Here is a 15,564-nt window from a genome sequence, read left to right as displayed (position 1 = left end):
CCAGGTTCACAATCAATTCCAGCCAATGCGTCGTGCCAAAGAGGCCCGCCCATGGAAGACGAACCGCCGGAAAAATCTGTTCGCCGGCAACGCGTTGCGCTGCCTGACTGGCTATGCCAGTACCAAAAGCCGTGGATAAAGGATGACGTCACAGCCGGCCTGACGACCGCCGCCGTCGTCATTCCGAAAGCGCTTGCCTATGCCGCCGTAGCGGGGCTACCGGTTCAGGTGGGGCTCTACACCGCGTTCGTGCCGATGCTTGTTTACGCCTTCCTCGGCACATCCCGGCCGCTTAGCGTCAGCACCACGACCACACTGGCCATCCTTACCGCGACAGCCCTGGATCGCGCCGTGCCAGGCGGCGACGCCACGCAACTGCTGGTTGCCACGGCAACGCTGGCGCTGCTGGTTGGCATCGTGCTGATAGCGGCGTCTCTGTTGCGGCTTGGCTACTTGGCCAGCTTTATTTCCGAACCGGTATTGGTCGGCTTCAAGGCGGGCATCGCCATCGTGATCGTGGTCGATCAAATACCGAAGCTGCTTGGGCTGCACTTTCCCAAGGGGCCGTTTCTGTCGAACGTGCTGTCAATTTTTCATGGCTTTACACAGCTGTCGATCGCCACAGCCGCCGTCGGCGCGATCACATTGGGCCTGCTCCTTGTACTGGAACGATTCATGCCGCGCGCGCCAGCGCCGCTGGTGACGGTCGCCATCGCCATCGCGGCAACCAGCCTGTTCGGACTAAGCGATCTTGGCGTGCAAACAGTGGGCCATGTGCCCACGGGCTTGCCGTCGCTGACGCTGCCGGATACGTCATTGGTGGGCGAGCTTTGGCCCATGGCGCTGGGAATCGCGTTGATGAGTTTCACCGAAACGATCGCGGCCGGACGCGCTTTTGCGAAAGCGGGCGAGGCCCTGCCGAACGCCAATCGAGAATTGTTGGCCACGGGATTTTCGAATGTGGGCGGCGCGCTCTTCGGCGCCATGCCGGCGGGCGGCGGGACGTCGCAAACCGCCGTGAATCGGCGCGCCGGCGCACGCACCCAGGTCGCCGAGTGCGTCACCGCCGGGCTTACGCTGGGCGTCATGCTGCTGCTGGCGCCTTTGATTGGCGCTATGCCGCACGCCACCCTGGCGGCGGTGGTCATCATGTACTCGGTTGGGCTGTTCGACCCGGCCGAGTTCCGTGCGATTGCCAGGGTGCGGCGCACAGAGCTTGTCTGGGCCTTGGTGGCGCTTGCCGGTGTCGTGCTGCTGGGCACGCTGCAAGGGATACTCGTCGCCATCATCGTGTCGCTCGTCGCGCTGGCCCACCAGGTTTCCAACCCGCCCTTGCATCGGCTGCTGCGTAAGCCGAACACGAACCTGTTCCGTCCGGCGTCCCCGGACCATCCCGACGACGAGGCGCTTGAAGGCATCTTGCTGCTTCGGCCCGAGGGACGCATCTTCTTTGTGAATGCAGACAATATCGGCCAGAAGATCACCCAATTGATCACCGCGACACGGCCGCGGGTAGTCGTGCTGGATATGGGAAGTGTTTTCGATATCGAATACACCGCGCTGAAAATGATGAACGAGGCGGAACGCCGGTTAAAGCGGGACGGTGTTCAGCTTTGGCTGGCGAATCTAAGCCCTGGCGTGCTGGCCACGGTAAGACGATCCCCGTTGGGCGAAACCCTGGGCGCGGACGGTTTGTTCCAGACACTTGAAGAGGCCGTCCACAAATACCAGGACACCAGCCGGTCTGCGTCCTGAGCGGGAATATGTTGACTATGGTCAAGTCGCATTGTCTTGGCGGATCTACGCTGACGCTGCAAATCCTCTTGATTTGCCTAGCAGTCCAAGGTGCCAACCACGTGGAGATTGACCATGAACATCCGCAATCTGGCCGCACTGGCATTCGTCGCCGTGCTGGCCCCCGCCTTGACGGCCGCTGTCGCGCAGACCGCGCCGCCCTCTCCCGCTCAGTCGGCTGAACAGCCCGCCGGCGACACGCAGCAGTTTGACAAGAAAGCCGCCGAAGTCAGGGAAAACATGGAGAAAATGCAGCAAACCATGAATCAGATACAGAAGACGACTGACCCGAACGAACGTCGGAAACTGCTTCAAACGCATCAGGAGCTGATGCAGACCACGATGGGAATGATGGGCGAATTCTGGGGCAGCGGCGCCATGGGTTGCTGTGGGGCCATGGGTGCCGGCGGGCCGCATCACCGGGGACGCGGGCAGATGGGGTGGAATGCCATGCGGGGAAATTATTCGAACCTGAGCCCCGAGCAGATCCGGGAACGTCAGTACATGCGGGATCAATACATGGGCATGCAGCAGATGATGATGGAGCAAATGATGCAGCAGCAGCTCCACCGAGGCGCCCAGCCGCGTTGACCCAAGGCGGCGGCGGTCCGGCATGAGTTAGACCCCGGCGATACACGCTTGCCCCACGCGCCCGCCTGCCGCGCCTACCCCTCGTACCGCCGCCCTTGCGCCAGCAATTCCGGCGTGCCGATCACCGTATTCAAGCCGTCGAAATTCAGCATCTGCTGTTGCCACGGCGCGGTGGTGCCGTGTTGGCGCAGGCTGCCGTAATAGCCCTGCAAGGTGTGCGCCACGGCGCGCGCGGTGCCGCCGGGAAAGATGACGATGCGAAAGCCCAGCGCGGTCAAGGCGTCGGCGCTTTGCACGGGCGTCTTGCCGCCTTCCACCATATTGGCCAGCAGCGGCACGCGAGCGGCAAAGCGCGCGCAGGCCGCCTGCATCTGTTCGGGCGTGCGCAGCGCTTCGATGAAGAGCGCGTCCGCGCCCGCTTCCAGATAGGATTCGGCGCGGTCCAGCGCGGCTTCCAGCCCGTCGACGGCGACCGCGTCGGTACGCGCCAGTATCAGCGTGGACGCATCAAGCCGCGCGTCCACCGCCGCGCGCAGCTTGCCGCACATTTCGGCGGCGGGTATCACCGTCTTGCCGTCCAGATGGCCGCAACGCTTGGGAAAGGTCTGGTCTTCCAACTGGATCATCGCGGCGCCCGCGCGTTCAAAGCCACGCACTGTGCGCTGCGTGTTCAGCGCATTGCCAAAGCCCGTGTCGGCGTCCACGATGACCGGCGTGGCCACGCGCTCGGTGATCCGCGCCAGCGTGTCCTCGACTTCCGAATACGTGGTCAGACCGATGTCCGAGCGCCCCAGCCGCGTGTAGGCGATGGACGCGCCCGACAGGTACAACGCATCAAAGCCCGCCTGTTCGGCGATGAGCGCCGACAGGGCGTCGTAGATGCCGGGCGCCAGCACGGCGCCTGTGGCCAATTGCGTTTTCAGTGCGTGTTTCATGGTGATTCCTGATCAAGTTCTTGCCCCAGCATCGCGGCGGCGGTCGCTGCGGCGATATAGCCGCCCGCCACCGCGCTAAGCAATCCATTGCCGGACAGATAGCCCGACACGTCGTTGCCCGACACGCCGCGCGCGGCGCCGCCGGCAGCCAGCAGATTCGGCAATGCCTGACCATTGCGATTCAGGACGCGGCATTGCGCATCAATGTCCAGGCCGCCTTGGGTATGGAACAGCGCGCCGGTGACCTTGACTGCGTGATACGGCGCTTGCAGGGCGCGGTCGAAGCGGCGGCCATGGGGGTCGGCCACATCCGGGCTGACGCCCTGCAAGGTCTGTTGCAACACGTCGGCGTCGCAGCCGATCAACGCGGCCAGCGCAGACACGTCGGCGCAGGTCTTCACCGCATGGCCGGCTTCGGCCGCGACAAAATCCGGGAAGCCGCGCGCCAATGCCAGCGTGCGGTCGTCGAACACGTTCCAGGCCACCCCACCCGGCTGCGCCAATACATGGACGGCGGCTTCGGAATAGCCCTGCGTTTCGTCATGGAAGCGCAGGCCGTCGCGATTGATCTGCACGCCGCCGTCCATCATGACGGCCCAGGAAATCAGCGCGCCTTGCGGTGTGGCCCAGGACCCGTGTCCCTGGTAAGCGCCCAGGTCAGCCAGGCGCGCGCCCAAGGCCTTGCCCCATTCGATGGCGCTGCCGTCGTTGCCGACGTGACCGCCGTAGACGGCCTCGCGCATGGCGGGTAGATGTTCGGCCACCATGGCGGCGTTGCCGCCAAATCCGTTGCAGGCCAGGATCAGCACCTGGCAGCCGATTACGTCGATGGATCCGTCGGGTCGTTCGCAACCCACGGCGGTGATGCGGCCGCTGGGGTTCCCATCGCTGTTGTTCCCATCGCCGCCTTCCCCTCCCGCATCTTCAACCCAGATTTCTCGGGCCAACGCGCGCGTCAACAGATGCGCGCCCGCGCCCGTGGCGGCGCGTTCCAGCGCGGTCACCAAGGCCACGCCCGTGCGTTCGGGCAAGGCATGCATGCGGCGCGCGCTGTGGCCCGGATACAGAAAGCCGTCCAGCACGTCGAACACCAAGCCGTGCCGCGCCAACATGTCCATGGCCGGTGCGGCCGCATCCGTGTAGGCCGCGACCAGATGCGGCGCGGCCGTGCCGTGGGCCTTGGCCTGGATGTCGGCGGCGAAACGCTCCGCGCTGTCATCGATGCCAGCCGCGCGCTGCACGGCGGACCCCGCCGCCGGAATGAATCCCGACGACAGCGCCGACGAGCCGCTGGGCGCGGCGTCGCGCTCGATCAATACGGTTTCAATACCAGCATGCGCCAGACGCAGCGCGGCGGTCAGCCCGCAAGCGCCCGCGCCGATGATCAGCACCGGCACCTGCATCATGTCGGCGTCCGGGGTGCTGACGGGGGTGCTGACGGGGGTGCTGCCGACAATACCGCCGGGGTTGCCCCGCTTCACGACCGGCGCGCTCACGACGCCAGCCTGTCCATGAAGTCCGCGCAGGTGATCACGTCGGCCACCGTGCGCAGGTCCGCCAGCGCGGCGTCGTGCATGGCGGGCGTGGGCGCGGCGCAGCCGTCGGCCAGCACCGTCACGTGATAGTCGCGCATATGGGCGTCGCGCGCCGTGCTGGCCACGCCGCCGTTGGTGACGATGCCGGCAATGACCACGCTGGACACGCCCGCGCGGCGCAGCACCCAATCCAGTTGCGTGTTGAAGAAGGCCGAATACGCCACTTTCCAGACCGACACGTCGACCAACCCGTCCAGTTCGGCCACATTCGCCTGGCCGGGCGAGCCAGCCGCGAAATCGCCTTTTGCCAGGAACGGGCGCAGTTGCTTCAGGTGCGGCGAGATCATGGGTTCGCCATGCGCATCGGGCCACAAGGTGAACAGGCTGGCGGCGACCAGGCCACCTTGCGCCTTCAGCGCACGGGCCAGCGGCGCCACGCGGGCGGGCAAGGCGCGCGCCTCGCGGCTGACAGCGCCGCCCCGGTCATAGGCGCCGCCCGGCGCCAGAAAATCATTCTGCAGATCGATGATGAGCAAGGCGGTAGTGCGAGGGTCCAAGGCATGCATGGCGGTCTCCTAGGCGGTCTGTCGCGTGATCAGCAGATTACCCAGCGCGTCGACGCGGCCGGCAAAGCCGGGTTCGATCCAGATGGTGGTGTCGGGCTGTTCAAGAATGGCGGGGCCGGCCACTTCCGCCTCCACGGGCAGATCCAGGCGCGCGTAGCGCACAGCATCGTGCCACTGGCCCGCGTGAAACACCCGCTGCGTGCCCAGCGCGGCGGGCATGTCCTGGCAGGTGGGCGCCAGCAGCGCAAGATCAAACTTGGGGCGCTGCCCGATGCGCGCATAGCGCAGGTTCAGGATGCGCACCGCAATGCCATCCAGACTGCGGCCGAACGACGCGCGGTAGGCGCGGTCGAAGGCGGCGGCAATGCCCGCACGGTCCAGCTCGGCGCGCGTGAGTTCCACGCGCACGGTATGGCTTTGGCCCACGTACAGCATGTCCAGCTCGATGCTTTCGCGGATGCCTTCGAAAGCCACGCCCGCCGAGTCCAGCCGTTCCTGGCAGGCTTGCGCCAGACCGTCGATGCGCGCCAGCAGATCGGGGACGTCCAAGGCATCCAACGCGGTGTTCAGCGTCTGCACGCCGTCGTGCCGCATGTCGGCCATGACGCAGCCCAGCGCGGACGTCACGCCCGGGTAGCGCGGCACGATGCCATGGGCCGCGTCCACTTCGTTCATCATGGCGCACACGTGCAGCGCACCGCCGCCGCCGAACGGCATGTAGGCGAACTTGCGCGGGTCGTGCCCGCGTTCAATCGACACCACGCGGATCGCGCCCGCCATCTTGGCGTTCGCGACGGTCAGGATGGCCTCGGCCGCCGCATGCACGTCCAGCCCCAGCGGCCGCGCCACGTGTTCGTCGATAGCCGCGCGCGCCAGGTCTACATTCATGGTGGCCAGCAGCCCGCCGCCCAGCGGGCGCTCGGCCGAAATGCGGCCCAGCAGCACGTTGGCGTCGGTGACGGTGGGCCGGGTGTTGCCACGGCCATAGCAGGCCGGGCCGGGAATGCTGCCGGCGGATTCGGGGCCCACCTGCAACAGGCCGCCCGCATCCACGCTGGCAATCGAGCCGCCGCCCGCGCCGATGGTTTCAATCTGGATCATCGGCGCGCGCACCACCATGCCGAAGTCGATGGAAGTCTGCGCCGACAGCGACGCTTCGCCGCCCGCCACCAGCGACACGTCGAACGAGGTGCCGCCCATGTCGCCCGTCACCACGTTGGGAAAGCCGGAGGCGCGCGCGATGGCGGCGCAGGCGATCACGCCCGCCGCTGGACCCGACAGCGCGGTGCGCACCGGCACGTCGCACGCGGTCTGGCGCGACATCACCCCGCCGTTGCTCTGCACCACCAGCAGCTCGCCGTCAAAGCCGTTCTGCTGCAAGTCAGATTCCAGGCGCGTCAGGTAGCTGCCCACCACGGGCTGCAAGGCGGCGTTCAACACTGCTGTTGAGCAGCGTTCGAATTCACGGATTTCGGGCAGCACTGCGGTGGCCGCCGTGACGTTGCCATTCGGCCAGATGGCGCGCACGCGGGTCGCGGCCTGGGCTTCGTTCACCGGGTTGGCGTAGGCGTTGACGAAGAACACGCACACCGCCTCGCAGCCCTGCGCCAGCAGCGCCCGGGCCGCCGCTTCCACCTGATCCAGATCCACGGGCGTGTGTACCGTGCCGTCGGCCAGCACGCGCTCGGCCACTTCCAGGCGCAGGTCGCGTGGCACGACAGGTTCGTAGTTGCCACGAAGGCCCCAGGTCTGGGGACGATCGCGCCGGCGCATTTCCAGCACATCGCGAAAGCCCGCCGTGGTGATGATGCCGGTGCGGGCCACCTTGCGTTCCAGCAGCGCGTTGGTGCCCACGGTGGTGCCGTGCACGATGGTGGCAATGGCGCTGGCGCCGTCGGCCACGCGCGCGATGCCGTTCATGAAGCCGCGCGCCTCTTCGCCGCGCGTTGACGGCACCTTGACCACGCGCGCCGTGCCGGCTGCCTCGTCCAGCACGAACAGGTCCGTGAACGTGCCGCCCACGTCCACGCCGACGACGAGTCCCTGTGCCGTGTTCTTATCTGCCGCGCTCATGCCAACTGCTCCTTCTTGTTGTTGGCGATATCGCCCACATAGCCCATCTTGCGGTCGTGTTCACGCGCTTCCGGCGCACGGCCGGCGGGGTCGCCATAACCGCCCCCGCCCGGTGTTTCCAAGCGCACGCGGTCGCCGCGCTGCAATTGAATGCCCAGCATCTTGGAGCTCATGGGCGGGGTGCGCCACTGCCCGTCCTGCTGATAGCGGAACACGTTCAAGGCGGCCTCGCCGCCGCCCGCGATGCCCTTGGGCGCGCTGCGGCCGCGTTCGCCAAAGATGAAGGCTTCGGCGCTGTCTTCCAGCAATTCAATTTCGTAGATGGCGCCCAGGCCGCCGCGATGCGTGCCGGCGCCGGCCGAATCCGGGCGCAGCGCCCACTGCGTGAAGCGCACGGGGTACGCCGCTTCCAGGATTTCCAGCGGCGGAATGGTGGCGGTGGAAATCGGCGCGTTGCCATGGCTAAGCCCGTCACCGTCGGAATGCCCGCCATGGCCACCGCCAAAGAAGCTGAACATCACCCAACGCTGGCCCTTGCGTGCGGCATCGCTGCGATAGCCCGCGATGGACAAGGCGTTGATCGTGCCATAGGCCTGCGCCATGGCGCGCTGGGGCGCGGCCTGCGCCATCGCGCAGAAAATCACGTCGATCATGCGCAGGATGGTTTCGGTGTAGCCGCCCACGGGGCGCGGGCGGTCAGCCGAAATCACCAGGCCGTCCGGCAGCACCACGTCCACCGCGTCCAGCACGCCCGCGTTGGCCGGCACGTCGGGAAACAGGTGCTTCAAGGCCACGTAGCAGGCCGCAATGGCGGTGGCGCGCGAAATATTGACCGGGCCCGCGCAGGCGGGTGAGGTGCCGTTGAAATCCAGCGTCAGCCGGTCGCCGGTAATCGTCAGCTTCAGCGCGATGCGCAGCGCCACGTCGCGCACGCCGTCGTTGTCCAGCATGTCTTCGAACGCGTATTCGCCGTCGGGCAGGCGCGCAATGTGGTCGCGCATCAAGCGGCGCGCGCGCTCGCGCAAGGTATCCAGGGATTCCAGCACGGTGTCATCGCCGTACTCATCCAGCAGGCCGTCCAGCCGGCGCGCACCCAGCTCCAGCGCGGCCAGTTGGCCGTTCAGGTCGCCCCACAGGCTATCGGGCAGACGGGTGTTGGCTTTCAGGATGGCCAGCACGTCCTGGTCCAGCACGCCTGCGCGCAGGATGCGCACGGGCGGAATCTGCACCGCTTCCTGCCAGCATTCGGTGGCGGCGGGGTTGTAGTTGCCCGGCACCGCGCCACCCACGTCGTGCCAGTGCGCGGCCGACGCCAGAAAGCAGAACAGCTTGTCGCCCCGGAACACCGGGCGCACCAGCTTGAAGTCATTGGCGTGCGTGCCGCCTTCGTAGGGGTCGTTGAAGAGCCAGACGTCGCCATCCACCATGCCGCCGCGCTCGGCGGCCACCTTGGCGGCCGCCTTCACGGCAAAGGCCATCGCGCCCACGAACACGGGCAGGCCGGACTTGCCCTGGATCAGCGTGGCGCCGGTGGCCGCGTCGTACATGCCGTGGCAGGCGTCGTGGGCCTCGGCAATGATGGGGTTGAACGCGCTGCGGTACAGCGTCGCGTCCATCTCATCGGCAATCTGTTCCAGACGGCCCTTCAGGACCGCCAGGGTGACGGGATCAAGCATCGTGTTCTTCCTAAGAGGTTTGGCGCTGTTTCAGCAGATTCAGCAGTCCGCCGGCCCGCACCATGTCCATCAGGAAGGTGGGTACGGTTTCGCAATGCAGTTCAGACGGGTCGGTACCGGCCGCGCGGCCGATGCGACCAGACTCGGGGTCCAGGGTGATGCGCTCGCCTTCCGCCAACGCGTCCGCCTGCGGGCAGGTCAAGAGCAGCAGGCCCACGTTGAAGGCGTTGCGAAAGTACAGGCCGTTGAAGGATGGCGCGATCACGGCGGCCACGCCCAGGCGCACCAGCGCCGACGCCGCCTGCTCGCGCGACGAGCCGATGCCGAAATTCGGCCCAGCCACCAGGACGTCGCCCGGCTGCACCTGCCCCGCGAATTCCGGGCGGACCCGTTGCAGGCAATGGCGCGCGATCTCGTCGATGCCGAACTTCATGTAGGCGCCCGGCGCCAGCGCGTCGGTGTCGATGTCGGCCCCCACGCGCCAGACGCGATGGGTGGCGGTGGAATGGGTTGCGGTGGGGAATGCTGCAATCCGGTCCGTCATGCCATCACCTCGCGCGGGTCTGCGATGCGGCCGGCCACGGCCGACGCCGCCACGGTGTAGGGCGAGGCCAGATAGACCTGCGCCGTCTCGGACCCCATGCGGCCCTTGAAGTTGCGCGCGGTGGTGGAGATGACGCTGGCGTCGTCGGGAATGGATCCGCCATAACCGGCACAGGCCCCGCAAGAGGTGGCCAGCACCTGGGCGCCGGCGTCTTGCAGCACCTGCATCACCCCTTCCTGTTCCGCCTGTTGCTGGTCCAGGCGGCTGGCCGGCGCGACCATCAGGCGCATGCCCTGTGCCAACCGACGCCCGCGCAATACGCTGGCCGCCGCGCGCAGGTCCTCCAGCTTGGCGCCGGTGCAGGCGCCGATGTAAGCCACCTGCACCGGCACATCACGGTACTGGTCCACGTCGCGCGCATTGGCCGGGCTGTGGGGCGCGGCCACCTGCGGCGCCAGCGAGGCGGCGTCGAAGTCGTGCCATTCGGCGTCTGCCCCGGCATCGCTTTGCCAGCGGGCCAGGTCCAGCGTATCGGTCACGCCCGCCGCGCGCAGATAGGCGGCGGTGGTTTCGTCAGGCGCAATCAGGCCCACCTGCGAGCCCAGTTCGGCGCTCATGTTCGACAAGGTCATGCGTTCCTGCATGGGCAGCGCGCGCACGGCCTCGCCGCAGAATTCCACGGCCTGGTAGCGCCCGCCATTCATGCCGTAGCGGCCGATCATGTGCAGCATCATGTCCTTGGCGGTCACACCAGCGGCCAGCCGGCCGTTCCAGCGCATCATCAGCGTCTGCGGCACCTTGACCCAGATCTTGCCGGTGACGGCCACGCCCAGCATTTCGGTGCTGCCAATGCCGAACATGTACGCGCCGAACGCGCCGCCTGTGGGCGAATGCGAATCTCCGCCCACGCAGAACATGCCGGGGCGGATATGGCCGTGTTGGGGGACGACGACGTGGCAGATGCCGACCGAGTCATACACGTTGGGCAGTTGCTGCCCCGCCGCCCAGTCGCGCGCAATGCGCACGATGCGGCGCGATTCATCATCAGATTCGGGCACGTAGTGGTCGATGACCAGCACGATCTTTTTCGGGTCCCACAGCGATGCGCCCAATTCTTCCAGCATGGGCTGCAAGCGCCGCGGGCCGCTGGAATCATGGAACATCGCCAGGTCCACGCCACAGGTCACGATCTCGCCCTGCTCGACCGAGGCGCGGCCACAGGCGGCGGCGATCAGCTTCTGGGCCAGGGTTTGTGGCGGAATTCGCGGCGAACTATGGGGTGAACTTCGGGGCGGACTTTGCAGCCGCGGGGTTTGATCAACAGGCATCGCTACATCCCCAGATACGCGCGGCGCACGTCGTCGCTGGCCATCAGTTGCGCGCACGGCCCGCTATAGCGGATGGCGCCGTTTTCCATCACGTAAGCGCGCTGCCCCGTTTCCAGCGACTGGCCGACGTTCTGCTCAACCAGCAAAATCGCCAAGCCGTCGGCGTGCAGGCGCTGGATCAGGCCAAACAGTTCTTCCACCATCAAGGGCGACAAGCCCAGCGACGGTTCATCCAGGATCAGCAGCCGGGGCTCGGCCATCAAGCCCCGCCCTATCGCCAGCATCTGCTGTTCGCCGCCCGACATGGTGCCGGCCACTTGCGCCAGCCGTTCACGCAGGCGCGGAAAGATGTCCAGCACGCGGTCCAGGTTGGCCGCGCGGTGCTCGCGCGCCCGGGTGAACGAGCCCAGCTCCAGGTTTTCGCGCACGCTAAGGTTCGGGAAGATGCGGCGGCCTTCGGGCACCTGGATCAGGCCGGCCTTGACCACGTCGCGGTAGTGCCGCCCCGTCAGGTCCTGCCCGTCAAAGCGCACCGACCCGCCCCAGGGCTTGAACAGCCCGCACACGGTGTTGTTCAAGGTGGACTTGCCCGCGCCGTTGCTGCCCAGCAGCACGACGATTTCACCTTCGCTCACGGTCAGGTCCACGCCGCGCAGCACTTCCATGCGCCCGTAGCCCGCCCGCAGGCTGGAGACTTCAAGCAGCGCGCTCATGCCGGCGCCCCTTGCGCGGCCAGGCGGGCCGCCGCGCCGTGCCCCAGATAGGCTTCCACCACCGTCGGGTCGCGCGTCACTTCGCCGGGCGTGCCCGACGCAATCAAGCGGCCCTGCGCCAGCACCCATACGTGTTCGGCAAGGCTCATCACCGCGCGCATGACGTGTTCGATCATCAGCACGGTGACGCCATCGTCCACCAGCTTTTTCACCACCGGAATCATCTCGTCGATCTCACTCGGATTCAGGCCGGCCAGCACCTCGTCCAGCAACAACAGGCGCGGCCGCGTGGCCAGCGCGCGGGCCAGTTCCAGCCGCTTGCGCCCCGCTACCGTGAGGTCGGCGGCGGGCTTGTCCAGCACGCCTTGCAGGTTGACGCGCGCGGCCACCGCTTCGGCCTCGGCCAGGGCAGCGCCCCGGTCACGCAGGCGCAGGTGCGCGCCCACCGCGATGTTCTGGCGCACCGTCTGCGCGCCAAAGGGCTGCACGATCTGGAAGGTGCGGGTCAGGCCCAGTTGCGCGGACTCATGCGGGGCACGCCCCGTGATGTCCTGCCCGGCAAAATGCACCGAGCCCGCGCCGGGTGTCAGAAAGCCGGACAGCAGCGCGAACAGCGTGGTCTTGCCGGCGCCGTTGGGGCCCACCAGCGCGGTCAGCGAGCCTTGCGGCACGGCCAGGTTTACGTCCTGAACCGCCTTCAGGCCACCAAAGGAAATAGACAAATTACGGGCTTGCAGCAGGATCTCAGACACGGGCGCGCTCCTTGCTGAACAGCCCACGCAGCGACTGCCCGCTGCCGCTGATGCCGCGCGGCAGGAACATCACGATCAGGATCAGCACCACGCCGTAGATCACCATGCTGATGCCGGGCAGTTCGCCAAACAGGTTGCGCGTCAGGTCGGCCAGGCCATGCAGCGCCACCGCGCCCAGCACCGGCCCCCACAACGTGCCCATGCCGCCCACGATGGCGCCCACCAGGGCTTCCACCGACACGGCCGACCCAAAGGCGATGCCCGGGTCGATGTACTGGAACACCTGCACATAGAAGGCGCCCGCCGCGCTCATGAACGCCGCCGACAAGGCAATGCCGCCCAGCTTCACGCGCAGCGGATTCACGCCGATGGCGCGCGCCGCGTCCTCGTTGTCGCGCACCGCTTGCAGGTACGCGCCAAAGCGCGAATGACGCAGCCAGGCCGTCACGGCCAACGCCAGCACCACGAACGCCAGCAGCAGATAGATATAGCCCCGGCGCGACACAAACTGCATGTTGGCCGCGCCCTCTTGCAGCGGCACCATCAGCCCCACCCCGCCGCCCGTGAAGGGCGCGGACAAGGCCAGGATGCGAAAGACCTCGGCAAACGCCAGCGTCACCAGCGCGAAGTACGAACCCTTGAGCCCGTAGCGGAACGTCAGCCCGCCCACGGCCAGGCCCGTCAGCGCGCCCAGCGCTATCGCCATCGGCAGCGCCAGCCAGGGGTTGATGCCCAGGCTAAGCTGGCCCAGCGCCTGCGCGTAGGCGCCCACGCCAAAGAACAGCGCGTGGCCAAACGACAACTGGCCGCCGTATCCGCCCAGAATGTTCCAGGCCTGCGACAGCAGCGCCGCGTATAGCGACATCATCACAAACGTCAGCAACACGCCAGACTGCGCGAACGTCGCCAAGACGGCCAGCGCCACCCCGAATAACGCGATAGAAATAAGATCCCGGTTCATGCTCAGCCCCTCGCCCCGAACAGCCCCTGCGGGCGAAACAGCAGCACCGCGATGAAGATCGCAAAAATGCCCATCTGACCCAGCGAGTCGCCCAGGAACAGGCCGCCGATGGACTCCACCACGCCGATCAGCAAGCCGCCCACCAAGGCCCCCACAAAGCTGCCCATGCCGCCCAGCACCACGATGGTGAAGGCCACCAGCACAAAGCCGCTGCCCACTTGTGGGTTGACGTAGTAGGCGGGCAAGAGGAAGCAAGCCGCCGCGCCCAGGCAGGCCATGCCGATACCGAACGACAGCGCATAGACCTTTTCAACATCAATGCCCATCAGCTTGGCGCCCTGCTTTTCGCGCGCCACCGCGCGTATGGCGCGGCCCAGGTCGGTGCTGCGGATAATCCAGAACAGCACCGCCGCCACCGCCAGCGCGCCAAAGAAGGCAATGACCTTGGGCAGCGCGATCATGGCGGGGCCGATCTCAACCGTGCTTAGCGTGTAGGCCGTGTCGATGCTGCGCGTGTCCGACTTGAACCACACCAGCGCCAGGTTTTCCAGCACGATGGCCAGGCCCAGCGTCACCAGCAGGATGTTCTCGTCCTTGCCATGGCTGGCGCGGTTGATCACAACGCGCTGCAGCGCATAGCCCAGCGCGAACATGCCCGCCACCACCAGGGGCAACGCCGCATAAGGGTCGATGCCCAGCCGGTCTTTCAGCAGGTAGACGGCGTACAGCGCCACCATCAGCGCGGCGCCGTGGGCAAAGTTGATGATGTGCAGCACCCCGTAGATCAGGGTCAGCCCCAGGGCGATCAGCGCGTACACCGCGCCGGTCGTCAGGCCGTTCAGCACCGATGAAAAGAGGATGGCGGGATCCAGCATGCTGCGCGCTCAGGCCTTCAACGGAAAAATGGCGTCGGCCTGGCGATATTCGGCCGGGATGATCACCTTGATGTCGCCACCGATGACTTGCGTCAGGAGCGGTTGCGCGCCCGTGTTCTGGCCGTTGACGAACTTGGTGGGGCCATAGGGCATGAGGTTGTCGTGGAAGGTGCTGGACGCCAGCGCGTCGGTGATGGCGGCGCGGTCAGCCGACTTGGCGCGTTCGATGGAGTCGGCCAGCAACTGCACGGCCACGTAGGTCATGAAGACCTCGTAGCTGAAGTACGCGCCCTTCTCTTCCACGCGGGCCTTCAAAGGCGCCACGCGCGCATCCTTGGGGTTGAACCAGTGGTTGCAGTCGATGATGCCGTTGGCGATGTCCGGAAATTCCTTCAGGAACTTGTAGCTGGACGCCGCGCCTCCCAGCACCGAAAAAATTGCCTTGGGCTGCACCTTCTGCTGCTTCATGGCGCGCAGCAGCAGCGCATATTCGTTGTAGTAGTTGGCCGGGATGACGATGTCCGGGTTCACGGACCGCATGCGCAGCACGATGTTGTTGAAATCGCGCGTGGGGTTCGGGTGCTTCACCACTTCTTTCACCTCGAAGCCATGCTGCGGCAGCGCCTTGGACAACAACGCCGCCGTGCCGGTGCCGAACAGGGACTCCTCGTGCACGATCATCACGGTCTTGGCCGGCTTGCCAGCGGCATCGTTCAAGGCCACCAGGTCGGCAATGGCGCGTTCGCTACAGGCGCGATACCCCGGGCCGAAACGGAAGGTGTTCTTCAGGCCGCGCTCCACAATCTGGTCGGCCACGCCCACGTCCACCACATGCGGCAGGTTGTACTTGGCCGCGGTCTGCGTGGTGGCCAGGCAGATGGCGGACGCATACGCGCCGACAATGGCCGACACGCCCGCCTCGTTCATCTTTTCCACTTCGGCCGAGCCCGCTTCGGGGCGCGACTGCGCGTCGCCCAACACGGCGGACAAGGGCGCGCCGCCCAAGGACTTGATGCCGCCCGCCTTGTTGATGTCTTCAATGGCCAGCAACGCGCCCAGCCGGCATTGCTGGCCCGAATACGCCAAAGCGCCCGTCACCGGGTGCAGCACACCCACCTTCACAGGCGTGGCGCCTTGCGCGCGCGCCACCCAGGGCGCGGATAGCAGCGCCGTGGCGGCGGCGGATCGATACAGAAAAGTGCGGCGCGAATTCATGGGAGA

General features: G+C 66.7%; 14 protein-coding genes. 2 read left to right on the top strand and 12 right to left on the bottom strand.

Translation table 11 applies throughout. The features are described 5' to 3' along the window. The first annotated feature begins 51 nt into the window (after nucleotides 1–51). Together ELS24_RS12330 and ELS24_RS12325 are read left to right on the top strand one after the other, a co-directional pair. Complete coding sequence (locus tag ELS24_RS12330; RefSeq protein ID WP_127184286.1) at nucleotides 52–1,755, top strand: SulP family inorganic anion transporter; 1,704 nt, start codon at nucleotides 52–54, stop codon at nucleotides 1,753–1,755. A gap of 114 nt (nucleotides 1,756–1,869) precedes the next feature. Further along, the gene (locus ELS24_RS12325; protein WP_127184285.1) at nucleotides 1,870–2,385 is read left to right on the top strand and encodes a hypothetical protein; all 516 of its coding nucleotides are present in this window, start codon (nucleotides 1,870–1,872) and stop codon (nucleotides 2,383–2,385) included. 74 nt (nucleotides 2,386–2,459) lie between these two features. Here ELS24_RS12325 and ELS24_RS12320 read toward each other — a convergent pair whose 3' ends face one another. The 12 genes from ELS24_RS12320 to ELS24_RS12265 all read right to left on the bottom strand — a co-directional run bounded on the left by ELS24_RS12320 (nucleotide 2,460) and on the right by ELS24_RS12265 (nucleotide 15,558). After that, nucleotides 2,460–3,320 (bottom strand): isocitrate lyase/PEP mutase family protein, encoded by an 861-nt coding sequence (locus tag ELS24_RS12320; RefSeq protein WP_127184284.1) that lies wholly within the window; start codon nucleotides 3,318–3,320, stop codon nucleotides 2,460–2,462. After that, nucleotides 3,317–4,816 carry an FAD-dependent oxidoreductase gene (locus ELS24_RS12315; protein WP_428839690.1) on the bottom strand — a complete coding sequence of 500 codons (1,500 nt, stop codon included), beginning with the start codon at nucleotides 4,814–4,816 and terminating at the stop codon, nucleotides 3,317–3,319. The genes ELS24_RS12320 and ELS24_RS12315 overlap by 4 nt, the downstream gene beginning before the upstream one ends. Beyond that, nucleotides 4,813–5,421 carry a cysteine hydrolase family protein gene (locus ELS24_RS12310; RefSeq protein WP_050449001.1) on the bottom strand — a complete coding sequence of 203 codons (609 nt, stop codon included), beginning with the start codon at nucleotides 5,419–5,421 and terminating at the stop codon, nucleotides 4,813–4,815. Before ELS24_RS12310 ends, ELS24_RS12315 begins: the two co-directional genes overlap by 4 nt. A gap of 9 nt (nucleotides 5,422–5,430) precedes the next feature. Next, nucleotides 5,431–7,494, bottom strand: coding sequence for a hydantoinase/oxoprolinase family protein (locus ELS24_RS12305; protein WP_127184283.1), 2,064 nt, complete (start codon nucleotides 7,492–7,494; stop codon nucleotides 5,431–5,433). Continuing rightward, complete coding sequence (locus ELS24_RS12300; RefSeq protein WP_127184282.1) at nucleotides 7,491–9,170, bottom strand: hydantoinase B/oxoprolinase family protein; 1,680 nt, start codon at nucleotides 9,168–9,170, stop codon at nucleotides 7,491–7,493. The genes ELS24_RS12305 and ELS24_RS12300 overlap by 4 nt, the downstream gene beginning before the upstream one ends. Nucleotides 9,171–9,180: 10 nt before the next feature. Next, nucleotides 9,181–9,714 carry a 3-isopropylmalate dehydratase gene (locus ELS24_RS12295; RefSeq protein WP_127184281.1) on the bottom strand — a complete coding sequence of 178 codons (534 nt, stop codon included), beginning with the start codon at nucleotides 9,712–9,714 and terminating at the stop codon, nucleotides 9,181–9,183. Beyond that, the gene (locus ELS24_RS12290; RefSeq protein WP_127186313.1) at nucleotides 9,711–10,976 is read right to left on the bottom strand and encodes a 3-isopropylmalate dehydratase large subunit; all 1,266 of its coding nucleotides are present in this window, start codon (nucleotides 10,974–10,976) and stop codon (nucleotides 9,711–9,713) included. The genes ELS24_RS12295 and ELS24_RS12290 overlap by 4 nt, the downstream gene beginning before the upstream one ends. Nucleotides 10,977–11,044: 68 nt before the next feature. Continuing rightward, entirely contained in the window at nucleotides 11,045–11,755 is a 711-nt protein-coding gene (locus ELS24_RS12285; protein ID WP_127184280.1) for an ABC transporter ATP-binding protein, read from the bottom strand. Beyond that, nucleotides 11,752–12,507 carry an ABC transporter ATP-binding protein gene (locus ELS24_RS12280; protein ID WP_127184279.1) on the bottom strand — a complete coding sequence of 252 codons (756 nt, stop codon included), beginning with the start codon at nucleotides 12,505–12,507 and terminating at the stop codon, nucleotides 11,752–11,754. The genes ELS24_RS12285 and ELS24_RS12280 overlap by 4 nt, the downstream gene beginning before the upstream one ends. Further along, nucleotides 12,500–13,468, bottom strand: a complete 969-nt coding sequence (locus tag ELS24_RS12275) for a branched-chain amino acid ABC transporter permease (protein WP_127184278.1) — start codon at nucleotides 13,466–13,468, stop codon at nucleotides 12,500–12,502. Before ELS24_RS12275 ends, ELS24_RS12280 begins: the two co-directional genes overlap by 8 nt. Nucleotides 13,469–13,470: 2 nt before the next feature. Beyond that, nucleotides 13,471–14,343 carry a branched-chain amino acid ABC transporter permease gene (locus ELS24_RS12270; protein WP_050449009.1) on the bottom strand — a complete coding sequence of 291 codons (873 nt, stop codon included), beginning with the start codon at nucleotides 14,341–14,343 and terminating at the stop codon, nucleotides 13,471–13,473. A gap of 9 nt (nucleotides 14,344–14,352) precedes the next feature. Beyond that, on the bottom strand, nucleotides 14,353–15,558 hold the full coding sequence (locus tag ELS24_RS12265; RefSeq protein ID WP_127184277.1) for an ABC transporter substrate-binding protein: 1,206 nt from the start codon (nucleotides 15,556–15,558) through the stop codon (nucleotides 14,353–14,355). Nucleotides 15,559–15,564 lie beyond the last annotated feature (6 nt).

Source organism: Achromobacter spanius (assembly GCF_003994415.1).
In the GTDB taxonomy this organism is placed as follows: Bacteria; Pseudomonadota; Gammaproteobacteria; order Burkholderiales; family Burkholderiaceae_B; genus Achromobacter; species Achromobacter spanius_C.
This window is presented reverse-complemented; position numbering and strand designations above follow the sequence as displayed.